We start from the raw sequence: 20,405 nt of genomic DNA on the forward strand, positions 1-20,405 counted from the left end.
TGGACACCGCGGCCGACCTGTACGGACAGCACGTCGCGCTGGACTTCGTCGCGCGCATCCGCGGCCAGCGCAAGTTCGAGACGGTGAAGGGCCTCGTCGCCGCGATGGGTGACGACACCGAGCGGGCGCGCAACCTGCTGTCGGCGGGTTGATCTCTGTAGTCACATTTGCCACATCAGTCTCTGCGCGCGGCGGCGCCCTGTGTGCCCACCTCAAAGCGACAACGGCGCATCGTCGGTGCCGTCTGTGGCCGTTGTCGCTGGAAGGCGGGCACACGCAGTGCTTTCCCGGCCAGGGACCAATGAGGCGAAAGTGAAGGATGCGGCGTCGGAGGTTCGTCCTTTGTGCCCCGGGGATGCGCCGCTGCTAAACTGCCTGACGACATCGGCGCGTGCTGCGGTTCGCGGTGGCCGCGCCGTGAATTCCAATGATCGCGGACCAATTGATGGAGATATTTTCGTGGCGCTTACAGCCGAGCAAAAAAAGGAGATCCTGACCTCCTACGGCCTGCACGAGACCGACACCGGGTCCCCGGAGGCCCAGGTCGCGCTGCTGACCAGGCGGATCGCCGATTTGACCGAGCACCTCAAGGTGCACAAGCACGACCACCACTCGCGGCGCGGACTGCTGCTGCTGGTGGGCCGGCGCCGCCGGCTGCTGAAGTACGTGTCCCAGATCGACGTGGAGCGCTACCGCTCCCTCGTCGAGCGGCTGGGGCTGCGTCGCTGACGCCTGGCAAATCGCCAGTGGGGCTGGCCGGCCAAGTTCGCCCGTGTAGCATAGGAGCGTTCTGGGCCGGTTCGGCCCGAGCAAACGGTGCGGTTTGCGCAGATCCGCGTAGGCCGTTCCAGCAAGTCACAAGGGAGCAGCCCGGTCTGTATCGGGCGGTCTTCGGTAGTGGCTGCCGGGCTCTCCGGATCTGGGGCAGGTCGGCCGCTTCGATCGATGGCCGTAGCCGCATTCAGACTTCTTCCTTTCAGGGAAGCTCTCGGGTTACTCGCGCGTGACGACGCGAAACAGCTCAATACCCAGAGAGGCCATACGGACACCCATGTCTGTAGCTGAAATTGAAGAAGGCGTGTACGAGGCGACCGCCACCATCGACAACGGGAGCTTCGGCACCCGCACCGTACGTTTCGAGACCGGTCGATTGGCCCAGCAGGCCGCCGGCTCCGTGGTCGCTTACCTGGACGACGAGAACATGCTGCTCTCGGCGACCACCGCCAGCAAGAGCCCCAAGGAGCACTTCGACTTCTTCCCGCTCACCGTCGACGTCGAGGAGCGGATGTACGCCGCGGGCCGCATCCCCGGTTCGTTCTTCCGCCGTGAGGGACGCCCGTCCACCGACGCGATCCTGACCTGCCGGCTCATCGACCGCCCGCTGCGGCCGTCGTTCGTCAACGGCCTGCGCAACGAGATCCAGGTCGTGGTGACGATCCTGAGCCTGGACCCCAACGACCTGTACGACGTGCTGGCGATCAACGCCGCGTCGGCCTCCACCCAGATAAGCGGCCTGCCGTTCTCCGGCCCCATCGGGGGCGTGCGGGTGGCGCTGATCGACGGCACCTGGGTCGCCTTCCCGACCGTCGAGCAGCTCGAGCGCGCCGTGTTCGACATGGTGGTCGCCGGCCGGAAGGTCGACGGAGACGTCGCCATCATGATGGTCGAGGCCGAGGCCACCGACAAGGTCATCGAACTGGTCGAGGGTGGCGCCCAGGCGCCGACGGAAACCGTTGTGGCCGAAGGCCTGGAGGCCGCCAAGCCGTTCATCAACGTGCTGTGCAGCGCGCAGCAGGAGTTAGCCGACGCGGCCGCCAAGCCTGTCGGTGAGTACCCGACGTTCCCGGACTACCAGGAGGACGTCTACTACTCGGTCGCCTCAATCGCCACCGACGAGCTGGCCAAGGCGCTGACCATCGCCGGCAAGGCCGAGCGCGACGCGCGCACCGACGAGCTGAAAGCCGAAGTGGCCCAGCGGCTCGCCGAAACCTACGAGGGCCGCGAAAAAGAGGTCAGCGCCGCGTTCCGGTCGCTCACCAAGAAGCTGGTCCGCCAGCGCATCCTGACCGACCACTTCCGCATCGACGGCCGGGGCATCACCGACATCCGCGCGCTGTCGGCCGAGGTCGCCGTCGTTCCGCGGGCGCACGGCAGCGCGCTGTTCGAGCGCGGCGAGACCCAGATCCTCGGGGTCACCACGCTCGACATGGTCAAGATGGCCCAGCAGATCGACTCGCTGGGACCGGAAACGTCCAAGCGCTACATGCACCACTACAACTTCCCGCCGTTCTCCACCGGCGAGACCGGCCGGGTCGGTTCGCCCAAGCGGCGCGAGATCGGGCACGGCGCGCTCGCCGAGCGGGCGCTGATCCCGGTGCTGCCCAGCGTCGAGGAGTTCCCGTACGCCATCCGCCAGGTGTCGGAGGCCCTGGGCTCCAACGGCTCGACCTCGATGGGCTCCGTCTGCGCGTCCACCCTGGCGCTGCTCAACGCCGGTGTGCCGCTCAAGGCGCCGGTGGCCGGCATCGCGATGGGCCTGGTCTCCGACGACGTCGAGGTTGACGGCAACACCGAGCGTCGCTTCGTCACGCTGACCGACATCCTCGGCGCCGAGGACGCGTTCGGCGACATGGACTTCAAGTGCGCCGGCACCAAGGACTTCGTCACCGCGCTGCAGCTGGACACCAAGCTCGACGGCATCCCGTCGCAGGTGCTGGCGGGCGCGCTGGCCCAGGCCAAGGACGCGCGCCTGACCATCCTCGAGGTGATGGCCGAGGCCATCGACGCGCCCGACGAGATGAGCCCCTACGCGCCGCGGGTGACCACCATCAAGGTCCCGGTGGACAAGATCGGCGAGGTCATCGGCCCCAAGGGCAAGGTCATCAACGCCATCACCGAGGAGACCGGCGCGCAGATCTCCATCGAGGACGACGGCACCGTGTTCGTCGGCGCCACCGACGGGCCCTCGGCGCAGGCCGCGATCGACCGGATCAACGCCATCGCCAACCCGCAGCTGCCGACCGTGGGCGAGCGCTTCCTCGGAACCGTGGTCAAGACAACGGATTTCGGCGCGTTCGTGTCGTTGCTGCCCGGCCGCGACGGCCTGGTGCACATCTCCAAGCTCGGCAGGGGCAAGCGCATCGCCAAGGTCGAGGACGTCGTGAACGTCGGCGACAAGCTGCGGGTGGAGATCGCCGACATCGACAAGCGGGGCAAGATCTCCCTGGTCCTGGTGGCCGACGAGGACTCAGCGGAAGCAGCGGAGACGCCGTCCGCCGCGCCCGCTCCTGCCGATGCCGCCACGGCAAGCAGCTAACCCCGCGGCGTCCCTGCGTCGCGGCACGCAGATCGCCGAGGTGAACACCGACCACAAGGCAGTGCGCCGCACCACACTGCCGGGCGGCCTGCGTGTGGTCACCGAGCACCTGCCCGCCGTGCGGTCGGCCTCGGTCGGGGTGTGGGTCGGCGTCGGATCGCGCGACGAGGGTTCCACCGTGGCCGGGGCGGCGCACTTCCTCGAGCACCTGCTGTTCAAGTCGACCCCCACCCGCACGGCCGTCGACATCGCCCAGGCGATGGACGCCGTCGGCGGCGAGCTGAACGCGTTCACCGCCCGGGAGCACACCTGCTATTACGCGCACGTGCTGGACAGCGACCTGGAGCTGGCGATCGACCTGGTCGCCGACGTGGTGCTCAACGGACGCTGCGCCGCCGAGGACGTGGAGCTGGAACGCGACGTCGTCCTCGAGGAGATCGCCATGCGCGACGACGACCCCGAGGACGCGCTGGGCGACATTTATCTGTCGGCGCTCTTCGGTGACCACCCCGTGGGCCGGCCCGTGATCGGCACCGCGCGTTCGGTTTCGGCGATGACACGCGGCCAGCTGCACTCGTTTCACGTGCGGCGCTACACCCCCGAACGGATGGTCGTCGCGGTCGCCGGCAACGTCGATCACGACCAGGTGGTCGCGTTGGTGCGCGAGCACTTCGGGCCGCACCTGATCCGCGGGCGCCAGCCGGTCGCTCCCCGCAAGGGCGCCGGGGGGGTCACCGGACAGCCCGGGCTGACGCTGGTCAACCGGGATGCCGAGCAGACCCACGTCACGTTGGGCGTCCGCACCCCCGGCCGCAGCTGGGAGCATCGCTGGGCGCTGTCGGTGCTGCACACCGCGCTGGGCGGCGGCCTGAGCTCCAGGCTGTTCCAGGAGGTCCGCGAGCTGCGCGGCCTGGCCTATTCGGTCTACTCGGCGGTGGACATCTTCGCCGACAGCGGCTCGCTGTCCGTGTACGCCGCGTGCCTGCCCGAGCGTTTCACCGACGTCATGCGGGTCACCAGCGACGTTCTCGACGCGGTCGCGCGCGACGGCATCACCGAGGCGGAATGCCGCATCGCCAAGGGGTCCCTGCGCGGCGGGCTGGTCCTTGGGCTGGAGGACTCCGGCTCCCGGATGAGCCGCATCGGCCGCAGCGAGCTGAACTACGGCAAACACCGCAGCATCGAACACACCCTGCAGCAGATCGACGCGGTCACCGTCGAGGAGGTCAACGCGGTGGCCCGCCGGCTGCTGGGCAAGCGCTACGGCGCCGCCGTTCTGGGCCCGTACGCGTCGAAACGATCGCTGCCCCAACAACTTCGGGCGATGGTATCTTAGCCGCATGGTCCTCGGCTTCTGGGATATCTCAGTGCCCATCGTGGGTGCGCCGATGGCCGGCGGTCCCGGCACCCCGGCGCTGGCCGCGGCGGTCTCCAACGCGGGCGGGCTCGGGTTCCTTCCCGCCGCATACATCAGCGCCGAGCGGCTGGCCGAGGACATCGCAGCCGCACGTGCCCTGACGACGGGCCCGCTCGGCGTGAACCTGTTGGTACCCCAGCCCAGCGTCGCCGACTGGATCGCGCTCGACTACTACGCCGAGGAACTCGAAAACATCGCCGACCACTACCAGTGCGAGGTCGGCCGGCCCGAGTTCGGTGACGACGACGACTGGGAGCGCAAGCTCGAGGTGGTGTCCGACGTCCATCCCGAGCTGGTCTCCTTCACCTTCGGCGTGCCGCCCCCCGACGTGATCCGGCGGCTCAGCGCGCAGGGGTTGTTGGTGATGGTCACGGTGACGTCGCCGTACGAGGCCGGGATCGCCGTCGCCGCGGGCGCGGACAGCCTGGTGGTCCAGGGGCCCGACGCGGGCGGGCACCGCGGCACCTTCGCGCCGGACATGGAACCCGGCACCGAGTCGCTGCACGAGCTGATCGACCGGATCCACCGGGCGCACCGCGACATACCGATCATCGCGGCGGGCGGGCTGGGCACCGCCGAAGACGTCGCGGGCGTGCTGCGCCGGGGAGCGGTGGCCGCACAGGTCGGCACCGCGCTGCTGCTGTCCAACGAGGCCGGCACCAGCCAGGCCCATCGCACCGCCATGAAGAACCAGCTTTTCGGCAAGACCATCGTCTCGCGCGCGTTCTCGGGCCGCTACGCGCGCAGCCTGGAAAACGACTTCATCCGGCGCCTGGACACGGTCGCCCCGCTCGGTTACCCCGAGGTCAACCAGATGACCTTGCCGATCCGGGAAGCCGCCACCGAACGGGAAGACCCGGACGGGATGACCCTTTGGGCCGGAACGTCATTCGGTGATGCCCGACCGGGGCCGGTGGCCGACATCGTCGCCGGCCTCGACGTCTAGCACGCTCGCCGGGTCGGTGTGGGGCAGGCCGAGGTCGGTGGCCACCCGCTCGGACAGCAGCATCCCGTCGTGCGTCGAAAGGCCCTTGGCCAGAGCGGGATCCGACCGGCACGCCGACCGCCAACCGGCCTCGGCGAGCCTGAGCACGTACGGCATCGTCGCGTTGGTCAGCGCGACGGTCGACGTCTTGGGCACCGCGCTGGGCATGTTCGCCACGCAGTAGAACAGGGTGTCGTGCACGGCGAACGTCGGATCGTCGTGCGTGGTGGGCCGGGAATCCTCGAAGCAGCCGCCCTGGTCGATGGAGATGTCCACCAGCACCGCCCCCGGCTTCATCTGCGCGACAAGGGAATTCGAGATCAGCGTGGGGGCCTTGGCGCCGGGCACCAGGACGGCGCCGATCACCAGGTCGGCCCGCTTGACGGCACCCTCGAGCTCGTAGGCCGACGAGTATCGGGTGCCGACGCGGCCCGCGAACTCCGCGTCCAGCAGTCGGAGCTTGGCGATGTTGACGTCGAACACCATGACGGTTGCGCCCATGCCGCTCGCGACCCGGGCGGCGTTGTAGCCGGCCGTGCCGGCCCCGATCACCACGACGTCGGCGGGCTTGACGCCCGGCACCCCGCCCATCAGCACGCCGCGGCCGCCCTTGGTGCGCATCAGGTGATAGGCGCCGACCTGAGCCGACAGCCGTCCGGCGACCTCGCTCATCGGGGCAAGCAAGGGCAGCGCGCCGTCGGCGGTCTGGACCGTCTCGTAGGCGATCGAGGTCGCGCCGGCGGTCAACAAGGCGTCGGTGCAGGCGCGCGAGGCCGCCAGATGCAGGTACGTGAACAGGACCTGGCCGCGGCGCAGCAGCCCGTATTCGGCCGGTATCGGCTCCTTGACCTTGAGCAGCAGGTCGGCTTCGGCCCACACCTGTTCGGCGGCGCCGGCCAGCTCGGCGCCCGCGGCCTTGAACTCCGCGTCGGGGATCGCCGACCCTTCCCCGGCGCCGGACTGGACGAGGACCTCGTGGCCGCGGCGGGTCAATTCCGCGACACCGGCCGGGGTGATGGCCACCCTGAATTCGTTGGTCTTGGTCTCGGTGGGGATCCCGATGCGCATGCCTCAAGTGTGAAGAAAGTTCGAGAGCGCAGCAAACATGCTGATGATAATTCTGTAGGCTCGTGTCGTGCCCGATCCATCTCCCGAACGGAAGGGCAGGGCCGCCGACCCGCCGAAGGATGTTCGACCCGCGCCCCTCGATGCGGTCGACCGCAAAATCCTGACCTTGCTGCACGCCGATGCGCGCATCACCAACAACGCGCTCGCCGAGGCGGTCGGGATCGCGCCGTCGACATGCCACGGCCGGGTTCGGCGGCTGGTGGACCTCGGCGTCATCCGCGGCTTCTACGCCGACGTGGATCCGGTCGCCGTCGGGCTGCCGCTGCAGGCGATGATCTCGGTCACCCTGCAGTCCAACGCGCGCGGCAAGATCCGCAGCTTCATCCAGCAGATCCGCACCCGGCGGCAGGTCATGGACGTCTATTTCCTCGCCGGCGCAGACGATTTCATCCTGCACGTCGCCGCCCGCGACACCGAGGACCTCCGCTCGTTCGTCGTCGAGAACCTCAACGCCGACGCCGACGTCGCGGGCACCCAGACGTCGCTGATTTTCGAACATCTTCGTGGTGCGGCACCGATTTAGCCTTATGATCGGCGGATGAAGCGCGATCCCGCGGTAGCGATCGTGGGGGCCGGCATGTCCGGCCTGTGCGTGGCAATCACGTTGCTGCGCAGCGGCATTCGCGACATCACCATCTACGAGAAGGCCGACGAGGTGGGTGGCACCTGGCGGGAAAACACCTATCCCGGCCTGACCTGTGACGTGCCGTCGCGGGTGTACCAGTACACCTTCGCCACCAAGCCCGACTGGTCGCACATGTTCTCGCCCGGCGGCGAGATCCAGTCCTACTTCCGGGGAGTGGCCGACCAGTTCGGCCTGCGGGACCGGATCCGGTTCGGCACCGAAATCGTCGGCGCCCGGTTCGAAAACGACCGCTGGGTGCTGCGCACGGACGCCGGCGAGGAATCGAGTGTCGACTTCCTGATCTCGGCGACCGGCGTGCTGCACCATCCCCGGATGCCGTCGATCGCCGGGCTGGAGAACTTCGGCGGCCAGGCCTTCCACTCGGCGCGCTGGGACCATTCGGTGGAGCTGTCGGGGCGGCGAATCGCGGTGATCGGCAACGGATCCACCGGCGTGCAACTGGTCTGCGGGCTGGCCGGCGTGGCGGGCCGGGTGTTGCTGTTCCAGCGCACCGCGCAGTGGATCGTCCCGATGCCCAACCCGCAATACTCCGGGTTCGCCAGCCGCACCCACCGGGCCGTTCCCTGGCTCGACCGGTTCGCGTATCGGGCCTACGGCCTCATCTTCGACACCTTCGCCGTCGCGCTGACCAAGCCGGGACTGCGACGAAAGGCGATGGGGGCGCTGTGCCGGGTCAGCCTGCGCCAGGTGCGCGATCCCGAGTTGCGCGCGGCGCTGACGCCCGATTACCAGCCGATGTGCAAGCGGCTGGTGGTGTCCGGCGACTTCTACCGCGCGATGCAGCGCGACGACGTAGAGCTGGTCACCGCCGGCATCGACCACGTGGAGCGGCGGGGCATCGTGACCGAGGACGGCGAGCTGCACGAGGTGGACATCATCGTGCTGTGCACCGGGTTCGACACGCACGCGTTCTTCCGGCCGATGTGCCTGACCGGGCGGGACGGCATCGCCGCCGACGACGTCTGGCGCGACGGGCCGCGGGCCTACCAAACGGTCGCGATGCCCGGTTTCCCCAACTTCTTCATGATGCTCGGCCCGCACAGCCCGGTGGGTAATCACTCGCTCACCGCCGTCGCCGAACACCAGGCCGAGCACATCCTGGGCTGGATCGAGCGTTGGCGCCGAGGCGAATTCGACACCATCGAGCCGACGGCCGCGGCGACCGAGCGCTACAACGCGCAGCTGCGCGCCGCGATGCCCGACACCGTGTGGACCACCGGCTGCAACAGCTGGTACCTGAACAAGGACGGGGTGCCCGAGGTTTGGCCGTTCACGCCCGCCAAGCACCGCGCCATGCTGGCAAACGCCGATCCGGCACAGTACGACCTGCGCCGCCGCGTCGCGGCAGGATAAACCCGGTACCGGCGGTTTCGCATAGCCGGGCCGCGTCACTATACTTGCCTGCGATGTTCACCGTCGAAGACCAGGCCGCGGGCCCTCATGACGCGTCGCTCGACCACGAACGCCTGGTCCTCGAGGCGCGCGACGTGGAGTTCGACTGGGCCAAGCTGCCTTTCCACTACGTGCCCGGCGAGCCGTTCGCGACCCACGTCCTCAACGTCCTGCACCTGCTGCTGCCCGCCGGCGAGGAGTTCTTCGTCGACGTGTTCAAGCAGGCGTTGCCGCTGATCAAGGACGACCAGCTGCGCCTTGACGTGCAGGGCTTCATCGGCCAGGAGGCCATGCACTCGCAGGCGCACTCGAAGGTGCTCGCCCACTTCGCCGCGCAGGGCGTCGACCTCACCCCATTCACCGACCAGATCAGGTGGCTGTTCGAGAAGCTGCTCGGCCCCAAGCCGGGGTGGGGCCGGCGACGCCGGCACAGCTGGCTGCTGGAGCAGGTTTCGATCGTGTCGGCGGTCGAGCACTACACCGCCATCCTCGGCGAGTGGGTGTTGGGCGCGCCCGCGCACGACGCCATCGGCACCGACCCGGTGATGCTGGACATGCTGCGCTGGCACGGCGCCGAGGAAGTCGAGCACAAGGCCGTCGCCTTCGACACCATGAAGCACCTGCGCGCCGGCTATCTGCGCCGGGTGCGCGCCCAACTGGTCGTGACGCCGGCCATGCTGTTGTTCTGGGTCCGCGGGGTCCGCTTCCTGTACTCGGTGGACCCGCACCTGCCGCCGGGGACCAAGCCGCACTGGTGGGAGTACATCCGTGCGGCGCGCCGGGGTTTGGTGCCCGGGCCGCTGCGCTTCGTGCGGGTGGTCGCCGACTACTACCGGCCGGGTTTCCACCCGTCCCAGCTCGGCGGGCTGGAGGCGGCCGTCGACTACCTGGCGCTCTCGCCCGCCGCGCGGGCGTCGCACTGACCTATGGCCGCGACCTCGAGCGTCACCGCCTCCGACGGCGTCGCCTTGGCGGTGCACCGCTACACCGAGATCGACGCGACGCGCCCGACCATCCTCGCGATTCACGGCTGGCCCGACAACCACCACCTCTGGGACGGCGTGGCGCACGAGTTCGATGAGCGCCACGCCGGCCGCTACAACGTGGTGGCCTACGACGTCCGCGGCGCCGGCGAATCATCCCGTCCCGCAAAGCGATCCGGCTACGCCTTTGCGCAGCTGGTGTCCGACATCGGCACGGTGATCGACAGCCTGGGTGTCGGGCCGGTGCACCTGCTGGCCCACGACTGGGGTTCGATCCAGGCCTGGGCGGGGATCACCGACGACTCGGTGATGGCCAAAGTTGCGTCGTTCACGTCGATTTCGGGGCCGCACCTGCGCTACGCGGGCAGGTTCCTGCGCTCGGCGCGAACCCCGCGGGCCGTCGGCCAGGTCGCCAGGCAGCTGATGGGATCGATCTACATCGCGTTCTTCCTGTGTCCCGGCGTGCCGGAGCTGGCGTTTCGCTCGCGGCTGGGCGTGAAAGTCCATGAGGCCCTTGAGCGCATCGGCCGGACGAGCACGCGCAGCCGGCGAGAGCGGCCGCCGCGGTCCATCCCCGACTACGTCAACGGGCTGGGCCTGTACCGCGCCAACATGCCCGGGCCGATGCTGCGGCCCGGCCCGGAGCTGCCCAAGACCACCGTCGCCGTCCAGACCCTGGTACCGCGCAAGGACATCTTCGTGACGCCCGCGGTGCAACGGTTCACCGGCGCGATTCCCGAAGAGGGGCGGGTGATTCCGATCGAGGGCGGCCACTGGGTGGTGACATCGCGCCCCGAGGTGATCGCCCGGCTGACCGCCGAGTGGGTCGACCACACCGTCGGCGGCGGCGCCGCCGGCTCGGTGGTGCGCGGCGGACCGCGCGAGGTCGGCGGCAAGCTCGCGCTGGTCACCGGGGCGGGCGCGGGCATCGGCCGGGCCACCGCGCTGGAGCTGGCCCGGCGCGGCGCCCGCAAGGTGCTGATCGTCGACCGCGACCTGGCCGCCGCCAACGACAGCGCGGACGCGGTGCGCGCGGCGTGCGCCGAGGCGGCGGTGTACCAGGTCGACGTCAGCGACGAGTCCGCCATGAACGACCTTGCCGCGCAGGTGTTTAACGAGCACGGTGTGGTCGACATCCTGGTGAACAACGCCGGCATCGGGATGGCGGGCCGGTTCCTGGAGACCAGCTCGGCGAACTGGGACGACATCCTGGGCGTCAACGTCCGCGGCGTCATCTCCGGCAGCAGGGCGTTCGCCGCGCAGATGGTCGAGCGCGGCGAGGGCGGCACAATCATCAACGTGGCGTCGGCGGCGGCGTTCGTCCCGTCGAAATCCATGGTCGCCTACGGCACCACCAAGGCGGCGGTGCTGGCGTTCAGCGAATCGCTGCGGGCCGACCTCGCCGACGAGGGCATCTCCGTCACGGCCGTCTGCCCGGGATTCGTCAACACCAACATCGCCAAGAGCACCGTCTACGCCGGCATGAGCGCCGAACAACAGGAGCGTGCCCGGGAGAAGGCCGACGCGGCGTACCGGCGCCGCAACTACACGCCGGAGGCCGTGGCCAAGGCGATCGTCCGGGCCGTCGAGACCGGCCCCGCCGTGCTGCCGATCGCCGCCGAATCCCGGATCGGCTACGCGCTGCGCCGCATCAGCCCGTCGGCGCTGCGCCTGTTCGCCCGCTACGACATCCGGCAGAGTTAGGGATTCCGCCGTGCCCGAGAGTATTTGGGGAAGCAGGCCCGTCGACCTCTACGGCCGGCGCGACCGCGACCGCCTCGGCACGATGCTGTGGGGCGTGCGGCTGTGGTTCGGCGGATTCGCCGCGGTCTCGCGGTGGCAGCAGTCGCGGGTGAAGCCGGTGCCGCGGGCCCTGCGCGCGGTGATCACCAAGCGCGAACTCGTCGCCCCCGACGTCGTCGCGCTGACGCTGGCCGACCCGGACGGCGGATTGCTCCCGTCGTGGACACCGGGCGGGCACATCGACGTGCAGTTGCCCTCGGGCCGGCGCCGGCAGTACTCGCTGTGCGGCCCGCCCGGGCGGCGCATCGACTACCGCATCGCCGTGCGCCGGATCGCCGACGGCGGAGGCGGTTCCATCGAGATGCACGACGCCTTCGCGGTGGGGGACACGTTGGTGTTCGAGGGCCCGCGCAACGCGTTCTACCTCGGCACCGCCGAGCGCGACGTGCTGTTCGTCATCGGCGGCATCGGGGTGACGCCCATCCTGCCTATGATGCGGGCGGCGTCACAGCGCGGAATCGATTGGTGCGCAATCTATGCCGGAAGAAGCCGCGAGTACATGCCGTTCCTGGACGAGGTCTCCGCGCTGGCCGGGGACCGGCTGACGGTCTGGGCCGACGACGAGCACGGCCGCTTCGCGGGTGTCGACGACCTGCTGGCCGGCGCCGGCCCGACGACGGCGGTGTACGTCTGCGGGCCGACGCCCATGCTGGAGGCGGTGCGCGTGGCGCGCAACGAATTCGCCGGCGCGCCCTTGCATTACGAGCGATTCAGCCCGCCGCCGGTGGTCGACGGCGTGCCGTTCGAGCTGGAGCTGGCGCGCTCGGGACGAGTGCTCAGCGTGCCGGCGAATCGTTCGGCGCTCGACGTCATGCGTGATCTCGATCCGACCACCCCGTACTCGTGCCAGCAGGGGTTCTGCGGAACGTGCAAGGTCAAAGTGCTTGGCGGACAGGTCGATCACCGCGGCCGCGTGGCCGTCGGCGACGACGAGATGGTGGTCTGCGTGTCGCGGGCCAGCGGCGATCGGCTGGTCATCGACGCGTAAGCCGGTAGCCCACGTGGGCCACCTTGATGCCGGGCAGCGGCTCCCAGTCGAGGGTCCGGCCGTCGACGCGAAAGTTGTTCTTCTCGTAGAAGCGGCGCGCCTTGTCGTTCCGCACCGCGGCCCACAGGATCACGTCACCGGACGGGTGCGCGCTCAGGATTTCGTCGAGGAGGCGGCGGCCGATGCCGTGCCGCTGGCTTTCGTCCGCGATGTACAGCGCGTCGATCTGGACGGCGCCCCGTTCGTCGGGGTCCGGCCCGAAGATGGCGACGCCCAGCGTCCGGCCACCGGACTCGGCGACCCACATCCGCCAGCCGTCGCGGTTCAGCGTGTGGGGATAGATCTCGGCGACCCAGCGCTTCGGCGGACCCAGGATGTCGAGCAGTGGCGGCGTGAGTATTCCGTCCCAGGACCGCCGCCAAACCGGGTAGTGCATCTCCGCGACGTCGGCGAAATCGTCGGGCGTGGCTTCGCGGATCCGGATGTCGAGGGCCTCCACACGTCAAGGCTAAGGGTCAACGGTCGGGCCGTCGCTCCAGATAGGCGGCCAGGGCGTTCGTCAGACCGCGCCGGGCCATGTCCAGGTCGGCGTACGAGCCGAGCTGGCGCTCCGAGACCAGCCCGCGCATCGCGCCGGGGATGAGCGCGGCCACCTCACGCACCCGGTCCGGGTCCACATCCAGGCCGGCGAAGGCGTTCTGGCACGTCTCGAGCCAGCTCTTGCCCCAGGAGAACAGCTCGGCCGCCGTGCGCGGGTAGAGGCGTTCGAGCTCGCGGGGGTCGCGGGGGAGCGCGGCCCGCAGGTTTTCGATGGCGCGGGAATCCGCCGACGCCAGGCCGCGGTAGAGCGTGTCGATGATGGCGCCGACGCGCTCGCGCAGCGGGGCGTCGGGGTGTTGCGGCTCCGACAACACCGAGAACGTGGCGGCGCGCCGCTCGGCGGTGCGGTGCAGCACGGCGGCCCAAAAGCCGTCGGTGTCGCCGAATTGGTATTGCACCGCACCCCAGGTGGCGCCGATGTCCTTGGCGATGCGGTTGGCCGACACCGACCCCGGCTCGCCCGAGGCCAGCGACTTCAGCGCGGCCTCGAGCATGCTCTCGCGCGTCGCGTTGCCGCGCCGGTTGGGGCGCCGCCCGGCGACCTTGGTTTCGGTCACCCGCCTAGCCTAACATTTTCATAGAGGGTACTCTGATTCGGCGAGGAGGGATGCCCCCATGGCCAAGCCGCCGCTGTCGATGAAGCCGACCGGATGGTTCCAGGTCGCCTGGTCCGACGAGATCGGCGCCGGCGGCGTGCACAAGATGAAGTACTTCGACCAGGAGATGGTCGCCTGGCGCGCCGAATCCGGCGCCCTCACCGTGATGAACGCCTACTGCGAGCACCTCGGCGCGCACCTCGGCTACGGCGGCAAGGTCGTCGGCGAGGTGCTGCAGTGTCCGTTCCACGGCTGGCAGTGGAGCGCCGAGGGCCGCAACGTCTGCATCCCGTACCAGGATCGGCCCAACCGCGGCAGGCGAATTCGCACCTATCCCGTGGTGGAGCGCAACCAGTCGGTCTACATCTGGCATGACGTCGAGCGCCGCGAACCCTTCTTCGACGCGCCCGACGTATTCGCTTCGTTCGACGACGGACGCAGCGCCGACGACTACTACCCGCAGCAGCGGCTGTATCGCCCCGGGCTGGAGCTGCACCCGCAGTACGTGCTCGAAAACGGTGTGGACTTCGCGCATTTCAAGTTCGTGCACAACACGCCGATCGTGCCGGTGTTCACCCGCCACGACTTCGCCGACGCGGTGTCCTTCGTCGACTTCACCATCACGTTCGAGGGCGATGACGGGCAGAAGATCGAGGACGTCAACAGCGGCGTGGAGGCGATCAACGGCGGGTTGGGCGTCGCGGTGACCAAGAGCTGGGGGATGGTCGACAACCGCACCATCTCCGCCGTCACCCCCGTCGACGAATCCACCTCCGACGTCCGGTTCATGGTCTACATCGGGCGCGCGCCGGGCAAGGATCCGGCGCGGGCCGAGTTGAGGGCGGCCGAATTCGGCCGCGAGGTGATCCGGCAGTTCGAGCAGGACATCGAGATCTGGCAGCACCAGCGCTACTCCGACCCGCCCGCGCTGGCTCCCGACGAGTACGAAGGCTTCACCGCGATCCGCAAGTGGGCCAAGCAGTTCTACCAGGAAGGCTAAGCCAAAATGAATGCACCGATCCGCGTCTTCCAGGTGGCTTCCGGAAACGTCGGTTCCGAGATGATCAAGCGCATCGCCACGCAGCCGGACCTGGAACTCGTTGGTCTGCACTGCTATTCGCCCGAGAAGATCGGGCGCGATGCCGGCGAGCTCGCGGGCATCGCGCCCAACGGCGTGACGGCCACCGGCACCGTCGAGGAGATCATCGCGGCCAAGCCGGATGTGCTGACGTTTCACGGCGTCTTCCCCGACGAGGACCTCTACGTCAAAGTGCTTGAGGCGGGCATCAATATCGTCACCACGGCCGACTGGATCACCGGCTGGCACCGCGACACGAACCACCCGCACCCGTCGGGCAAGCCGGTGACCCAGCTGCTGGCCGAGGCCGCCGAGAAGGGCGGCGCGACGTTCTACGGCACCGGCATGAACCCGGGCCTGAACCAGATCCTCGGCGTGGTGTGCTCCGCCGACGTGGCCGACATCGAGAACGTCACCACCATCGAGTCCGTCGACGTGTCGTGCCACCACTCCAAGGACACCTGGCTCGAGGTGGGCTACGGCCAGCCGGTCGACGATCCATCGATCCCGTCGAAGCTGGAGAAGTACACCCGCGTCTTCGCCGACAGCGTGCTGATGATGGCCGACTGCTTCGACCTGCCGCTCGACGAGGTGAAGTTCAGCTACGAGCTCGGCGCCTGCACCAAGGACGTGGACCTGGGCTGGTACACGCTGCCCAAGGGGTCGCTGGGCGGCAACTACATCAAGTACCAGGGCATGGTGGACGGGGTGCCCCGCGTCGAGACGCACCTGGAGTGGCAGATGACCCCGCACACCGACCCGAGCTGGAACATCAAGGGCTGCTACATCACTCAGATCAAGGGCGACCCGTGCGTCTACAACAAGCACATGATCTTCCCCAAGCCCGGCGTCGACCTGTCCAACCCGGACAACTTCGCCTCCATCGGCATGACCGTGACGGGCATGCCCGCCCTCCGGGCGATTAAGTCGGTGGTGGCCGCGCGCCCGGGACTCATCACCAGCGCCGACCTGCCGCTGCGCGGGTTCGCGGGGCGGTTCAAGACGTAGGCGGGCGGGTCAAGGCGCCTCGCCGTCATCGTCGTCATAGTCATCGAAGAGGCGTTCCGGGTGGTGATAGTCATTGGTGCGCGGTTGCCCGCGGTCCAAATGGGGCGGTGGGATCCACTCGGTGCGGCCATCAGGGAGTTTTCTTGTCCGCCAGCCTTTTTCGATGAGCTTGTGATCGGGCGTGCAAGCGAACGTGAGCTTGTCCACGTCGGTCATGCCGCCGGCGGCCCAGTCGTCGACGTGGTGGACCTCGGACCAGTAGCCCGGCACGTCGCAGCCGGGATGCGTGCAGCCGCGGTCCTTCGCGTAGAGGACGATGCGCTGATCCGCTGACGCTATTCGCCTTGACCGGCCCAGATACAACGGCCGATTCGAGTGTTCGTCGAACACCGCAAGATAGTGGTAGGCGTGGCTGGCCATCCGGATCACGTCGCGCATGGGCAGCAGCGTCCCGCCGCCCGTCACGGCTCGGCCCGCGGCGGCGGTCAGTTCCCGCAGCGTGGTCGACACGATGACGGTCACCGGCAACCCGTTGTGCACGCCGAGTTCGGGGTCGCCCAGCCGGCTACGCAGCAGCGCATTGAGCGCGTCGTGCTGGCGCTGGGCGTGGCTGCGGGTGTCCCTGCTGGCGAACTCCTCGGCGGGCTCGCCATCAACGCAGGGGGTTTGATCGTCCGGGTTGCACATCCCGGGTGCCGCGAACCGCGCCAGCCACGCATCGATGTTGGCGCGCAACTCCGGCGAAGCCACCAGCTTCCCGACGCTCATCCCGTCGGTGCGCTGACCGCACCAGGTGAAACTGCGCTGGCGGGCCCGGTCGGAATCGGAGAACTTCCCGTCGGGATTGATCAGCAACGCGCACCGGTTCGCGACCCCTTGCAATTGGTCGGGGCGCAACTTCAACGCCTGGCGAACCAGGAATCGCTCGGTCTTCTCCACCGTTTCGACCGGCACGGCGTCCGGCAGTTCGTGAAAGAACGTCTGAATCACCCGCAGGTGCTGCCCGTCGAGCACGCCGTCTCGCCATGCCTCGGCCGTCGCCGGCAGCTCGGGCGGCAGGTCCTGACCGGTCAGGGTCACGCGCGGAGAAAGCTGTTTGACGTCGCGCACGCGACGGGCGGCCTCCGCGTAGCTGATCCGAAGCCAGTCAGCGACCACCTTGTGGATCGGTCCGCCGATGTCGGCGGAGTCCTCATCGGCGAGGCCGGCGATCACGTCGTGGCTTACCGCGACCTGGCGGCGGCGCGACGCTTCCATCTGCTCCAGCGCGCGAAGCCGGACGATCGGGCTGAGGGTGCCGAAATTCAGCCCGGCGACCTTCGCCGTGGCCGCGTGCAGCTCGTCCAGCGCGGCGGACACCTCGGCCGGAAACTCCATCGAACTCATGTTCGAATGCTATCCGGCGCCGCCCACACCGGCTATCGAAAAAACGCGTTCCTGTGGATCAATTCCGAACTGTGGATAAAGCCATTTCCGAGGGAAATGTCAGGCGCTCGGGCACAGATCGCGTTGGGCCCAGTAAACGAGGAGGTCCGCCTGCGCGGGGTTCAGCCCGTTGGGGCCTAGGTCGGTATCGGACTTCTGCAGCGCCAGGGCCTGCAGCTGCGCGGGCGGAACGCCGTACGAAAGTTGCTGGCACAGCCGCTGACCCGTTTGCAACAGCGCCGCGTCACCGCCGGCGAAGTCCTGGATCCCGGCGTTGTGCAGGTCGTTGAGGTAGGAGATGGGGTCGGCCTGAACCGGGCCGGCCCAGACGACCCCGGCGGCCACAAGTGGGATAGTTATTGCCGCCAAGCTCATAAACCGGCCAGAGCGCCTCTGTGCCGCCATGGTTCCTCTCCTTTTTTAGGTTTGCCCAAAATTGGAACGCTCAATATCTTGAAGCAAATTCGGCAAATCCGCCAGCGGTCGGACGAGGATCCTCGAGGAGCGGCAATTCCCCGGTCTAGGGTGAAGGCCATGCGGGTAGGCGTGCTGGGGGCGAAGGGCAAAGTCGGATCGACGATGGTGGCGGCCGTGCAGGCCGCCGATGATCTGATCCTGTCGGCGGAGGTGGACGCCGGTGATCCGCTGAGCCTGCTGACCGAGGGCGACACCGAGGTGGTCATCGACTTCACCCACCCCGACGTGGTGATGGGCAATCTAGAGTTCCTGATCGGCAACGGGATTCACGCCGTGGTCGGGACGACGGGCTTCACCCAGGAGCGCCTCGACCAGGTGCAGTCATGGCTGGCCGACAAGCCCGACACGAGTGTGCTGATCGCGCCCAACTTCGCGATCGGCGCCGTCCTGTCCATGCATTTCGCCAAGCAGGCGGCGCCGTTCTTCGACTCGGCCGAGGTGATCGAGCTGCACCACCCGCACAAGGCCGACGCCCCGTCGGGCACCGCCGCCCGCACCGCGAAACTGATCGCCGAGTCCCGAAAGGGCTTGCCGCCCAACCCCGATGCGACCAGCAGCAGCCTGCCCGGCGCCCGCGGCGCGGACGTCGATGGAATACCGGTGCACTCCGTGCGGCTGGCCGGGCTCGTCGCCCATCAGGAGATCCTGTTCGGCACCGAGGGCGAGACGCTGACCATCCGCCACGACAGCCTGGACCGCACGTCGTTCGTGCCGGGCGTGCTGCTGGCCGTGCGGCGGATCACGGAGCGCCCCGGCCTAACCGTGGGCCTCGAGCCCCTGCTGAACCTCGCATGACCGGACGCACGCTGTACATCCAGCTGCTCATCGCGTTCCTGTGCGTGGCGATGCTGGTGTACTTGGTGCTGCTGGGCCGCCTGGCCGCCGCGATGATCGCGTCGGGCCGGCCCGCCGCCATCGGCCTCGGCGCGGCGCTGCTGATCATGCCCGCCATCGGCCTGTGGGCCATGATCGCCACGCTGCGAGCCGGGTTCGCCCACCAGCGCCTCGCCCGCCTGATCGCCGCTGACGGAATGGAACTCGACACCAGCGAGCTGCCGCGGCGGCCGTCGGGCCGCATCGAGCGGGACGCGGCCGACGCGTTGTTCGCCACCGTGCGCACCGAGGTCGAGGCCGAACCCGACGACTGGCGGCGCTGGTACCGGCTGGCGCGGGCCTACGACTACGCCGGGGATCGCCGGCGCGCGCGGGAGGCGATGAAGACCGCCGTGCAACTCCAGGGCCGGCCGTGAGTAAGACGCTGCTGATCGTGCACCACACGCCGTCCCCGCATATGCAGGAGATGTTCGAGGCCGTGCTGTCCGGCGCCACCGATCCCGACATCGAAGGCGTCGAGGTCGTGCGACGGCCCGCTCTCACCCTCGCGCCCGCCGACGTGCTCGGGGCCGACGGCTACCTGCTCGGGACCCCCGCCAACCTAGGCTACATGAGCGGCGCCCTCAAGCACGCGTTCGACGTCTGCTACTACCCATGCCTCGACGCGACGCGCGGGCGACCGTTCGGCGTGTACCTGCACGGCAACGAGGGCACCGAGGGTGCCGAGCGGGGCATCGAGGCCATCACCACCGGGCTGGGCTGGGCGAAAGTTGCTGAAACCGTGGTGGTTTCGGGCAAGCCCAGCAAGGCCGACCTGGAATCGTGCTGGAACCTCGGCGCGACCGTCGCCGCTCAGTTGATGGGTTGATCGAACGAAGCCGGCATGAACGCGTCCGCGGGTTGGGCCAGCGCCAGCGCCGTGCTGGAGCCGAACGGCCCGTGCCGGTCGAAAAGGATCGCGGTGCCCGTGGCCACACCCGCGGTGCCGTAATGGCTCTGGGCCGCCAGCCCGAGGAACTGGCCGTCCGGCAGGCGGCTCGCGGTGACGGTGTAGTCGGCGTTGATGTAGCGCAAACCCCCAGTGCCCCAGTGGGTCAGCGAACTCGTGATGTCTCCGACGAACGCCAGCCGAACCAAGGGCGTGAGCGGGAAGCCCTGCACCATCGGGCGAAACAGCCGCGTCCAGGCGAACTTCTGGGAATGGGCCTGTTCCCACTCGCCCGCTGCGATGCCGGGGCTGCCCGAGAGGGTGGCCCCGTACCCCCAGATCAGAAACGGCATGTCGGCCGGGAAGCCGTCGGAGTCGGCCGGAAGCGGCGGCATCTCGACCGGGCCGGACCACACCTCTTGCTCGGGGTGCTCGCCCCGCCGCAGGAACAGTGAGCTGGCCCGCGCCACGATTCGCCCGTTCTGCACCAGCGCGGCGTCGACGAGTTTGATGCGCCGGCCTTCGCGCTGCACCGAGGTCTCGATCCGCACCGGTTCGGGCAGCACCGGGCGCAGCAGGTCGACCGTGATGCGCGCGGGCTGAAGGTCGGGGTCGATCCCGGATCGCTCGATGCCGAACGCCAGCAGGCCGCCGACGTTTTGACCTCCCAGCGCCGTGCCCCAGGGTCCTCGCGTCAGCGGGCCGGGCAGATAGGAGTCGCCATCGACAGCGAAGAACGCCTCGGGCATGATGGCGGAATCCTCGATGGTCACCGCTATCACGATAGGACAGGAGGATAAT

At 68.8% G+C, this 20,405-nt stretch carries 21 protein-coding genes; 15 read left to right on the forward strand and 6 right to left on the reverse strand.

Annotated features, from left to right (window positions below):
• The 5 genes from A5706_RS08550 to A5706_RS08570 all read left to right on the forward strand — a co-directional run.
• A partial coding sequence (locus A5706_RS08550; RefSeq protein WP_304528388.1) for a riboflavin kinase occupies positions 1–152 on the forward strand: 152 nt, incomplete at its 5' end.
• A 307-nt stretch (positions 153–459) separates the two neighbouring features.
• Positions 460–729, forward strand: coding sequence for a 30S ribosomal protein S15 (rpsO, locus tag A5706_RS08555; protein ID WP_066928262.1), 270 nt, complete (start codon positions 460–462; stop codon positions 727–729).
• 322 nt (positions 730–1,051) lie between these two features.
• The gene (locus tag A5706_RS08560; RefSeq protein WP_082964259.1) at positions 1,052–3,316 is read left to right on the forward strand and encodes a polyribonucleotide nucleotidyltransferase; all 2,265 of its coding nucleotides are present in this window, start codon (positions 1,052–1,054) and stop codon (positions 3,314–3,316) included.
• Positions 3,294–4,652 carry a pitrilysin family protein gene (locus A5706_RS08565; RefSeq protein ID WP_068129074.1) on the forward strand — a complete coding sequence of 453 codons (1,359 nt, stop codon included), beginning with the start codon at positions 3,294–3,296 and terminating at the stop codon, positions 4,650–4,652. Before A5706_RS08560 ends, A5706_RS08565 begins: the two co-directional genes overlap by 23 nt.
• Before the next feature lie 4 nt (positions 4,653–4,656).
• A complete protein-coding gene (locus A5706_RS08570) occupies positions 4,657–5,679 on the forward strand; it encodes a nitronate monooxygenase (RefSeq protein WP_068129076.1) in 1,023 nt (340 codons plus the stop codon).
• On the opposite strand, the gene ald is transcribed toward A5706_RS08570, so the two are convergent.
• Positions 5,620–6,786 carry an alanine dehydrogenase gene (gene ald / locus A5706_RS08575; RefSeq protein ID WP_068129078.1) on the reverse strand — a complete coding sequence of 389 codons (1,167 nt, stop codon included), beginning with the start codon at positions 6,784–6,786 and terminating at the stop codon, positions 5,620–5,622. The genes A5706_RS08570 and ald overlap by 60 nt on opposite strands.
• Positions 6,787–6,853: 67 nt before the next feature.
• Between ald and A5706_RS08580 the strand changes: the two genes are divergently transcribed.
• The 5 genes from A5706_RS08580 to A5706_RS08600 are packed head-to-tail and all read left to right on the forward strand — an operon-like array spanning position 6,854 to position 12,658.
• The gene (locus tag A5706_RS08580; protein WP_068129080.1) at positions 6,854–7,369 is read left to right on the forward strand and encodes an Lrp/AsnC family transcriptional regulator; all 516 of its coding nucleotides are present in this window, start codon (positions 6,854–6,856) and stop codon (positions 7,367–7,369) included.
• Between the two features lie 15 nt (positions 7,370–7,384).
• On the forward strand, positions 7,385–8,845 hold the full coding sequence (locus A5706_RS08585) for an NAD(P)/FAD-dependent oxidoreductase (protein ID WP_068129082.1): 1,461 nt from the start codon (positions 7,385–7,387) through the stop codon (positions 8,843–8,845).
• Positions 8,846–8,898: 53 nt separating this feature from the next.
• The gene (locus A5706_RS08590; protein WP_068129084.1) at positions 8,899–9,807 is read left to right on the forward strand and encodes a metal-dependent hydrolase; all 909 of its coding nucleotides are present in this window, start codon (positions 8,899–8,901) and stop codon (positions 9,805–9,807) included.
• Positions 9,808–9,810: 3 nt separating this feature from the next.
• A complete protein-coding gene (locus A5706_RS08595) occupies positions 9,811–11,571 on the forward strand; it encodes an SDR family oxidoreductase (protein ID WP_068129085.1) in 1,761 nt (586 codons plus the stop codon).
• 10 nt (positions 11,572–11,581) lie between these two features.
• Entirely contained in the window at positions 11,582–12,658 is a 1,077-nt protein-coding gene (locus A5706_RS08600) for a PDR/VanB family oxidoreductase (RefSeq protein ID WP_068129087.1), read from the forward strand.
• Here A5706_RS08600 and A5706_RS08605 read toward each other — a convergent pair.
• The gene (locus tag A5706_RS08605; RefSeq protein WP_068113383.1) at positions 12,645–13,157 is read right to left on the reverse strand and encodes a GNAT family N-acetyltransferase; all 513 of its coding nucleotides are present in this window, start codon (positions 13,155–13,157) and stop codon (positions 12,645–12,647) included. The two genes, A5706_RS08600 and A5706_RS08605, sit on opposite strands and share 14 nt — an antisense overlap.
• A 16-nt stretch (positions 13,158–13,173) precedes the next feature.
• A complete protein-coding gene (locus A5706_RS08610) occupies positions 13,174–13,752 on the reverse strand; it encodes a TetR family transcriptional regulator (RefSeq protein ID WP_068129195.1) in 579 nt (192 codons plus the stop codon).
• Positions 13,753–13,873: 121 nt separating this feature from the next.
• Here A5706_RS08610 and A5706_RS08615 point away from each other — a divergent pair, with 121 nt between their 5' ends.
• Both A5706_RS08615 and A5706_RS08620 read left to right on the forward strand, forming a co-directional pair.
• Complete coding sequence (locus A5706_RS08615) at positions 13,874–14,854, forward strand: Rieske 2Fe-2S domain-containing protein (RefSeq protein ID WP_068129089.1); 981 nt, start codon at positions 13,874–13,876, stop codon at positions 14,852–14,854.
• Between the two features lie 6 nt (positions 14,855–14,860).
• Complete coding sequence (locus A5706_RS08620) at positions 14,861–15,940, forward strand: dihydrodipicolinate reductase (protein ID WP_068129091.1); 1,080 nt, start codon at positions 14,861–14,863, stop codon at positions 15,938–15,940.
• Between the two features lie 9 nt (positions 15,941–15,949).
• Here the strand turns inward: A5706_RS08620 and A5706_RS08625 are convergent, their stop codons facing one another.
• Both A5706_RS08625 and A5706_RS08630 read right to left on the reverse strand, forming a co-directional pair.
• On the reverse strand, positions 15,950–17,326 hold the full coding sequence (locus A5706_RS08625; protein WP_068129093.1) for an HNH endonuclease signature motif containing protein: 1,377 nt from the start codon (positions 17,324–17,326) through the stop codon (positions 15,950–15,952).
• Positions 17,327–17,425: 99 nt separating this feature from the next.
• On the reverse strand, positions 17,426–17,770 hold the full coding sequence (locus A5706_RS08630; protein ID WP_068129095.1) for a DUF732 domain-containing protein: 345 nt from the start codon (positions 17,768–17,770) through the stop codon (positions 17,426–17,428).
• Between the two features lie 129 nt (positions 17,771–17,899).
• Here A5706_RS08630 and dapB point away from each other — a divergent pair, with 129 nt between their 5' ends.
• From dapB to A5706_RS08645, 3 genes are read left to right on the forward strand one after another with little or no spacing between them, the layout of a single operon-like run.
• Positions 17,900–18,637 carry a 4-hydroxy-tetrahydrodipicolinate reductase gene (dapB, locus tag A5706_RS08635; protein ID WP_068129097.1) on the forward strand — a complete coding sequence of 246 codons (738 nt, stop codon included), beginning with the start codon at positions 17,900–17,902 and terminating at the stop codon, positions 18,635–18,637.
• On the forward strand, positions 18,634–19,092 hold the full coding sequence (locus A5706_RS08640) for a hypothetical protein (RefSeq protein WP_068129099.1): 459 nt from the start codon (positions 18,634–18,636) through the stop codon (positions 19,090–19,092). The genes dapB and A5706_RS08640 overlap by 4 nt, the downstream gene beginning before the upstream one ends.
• A gap of 41 nt (positions 19,093–19,133) precedes the next feature.
• Entirely contained in the window at positions 19,134–19,544 is a 411-nt protein-coding gene (locus A5706_RS08645; protein WP_156767020.1) for a flavodoxin family protein, read from the forward strand.
• Here the strand turns inward: A5706_RS08645 and A5706_RS08650 are convergent.
• Entirely contained in the window at positions 19,529–20,377 is an 849-nt protein-coding gene (locus tag A5706_RS08650; RefSeq protein WP_197517788.1) for a thioesterase family protein, read from the reverse strand. The genes A5706_RS08645 and A5706_RS08650 overlap by 16 nt on opposite strands.
• Positions 20,378–20,405 lie beyond the last annotated feature (28 nt).

The sequence above is a fragment of the Mycobacterium sp. E796 genome (assembly GCF_001672815.1).
Classification (GTDB): Bacteria; Actinomycetota; Actinomycetes; order Mycobacteriales; family Mycobacteriaceae; genus Mycobacterium.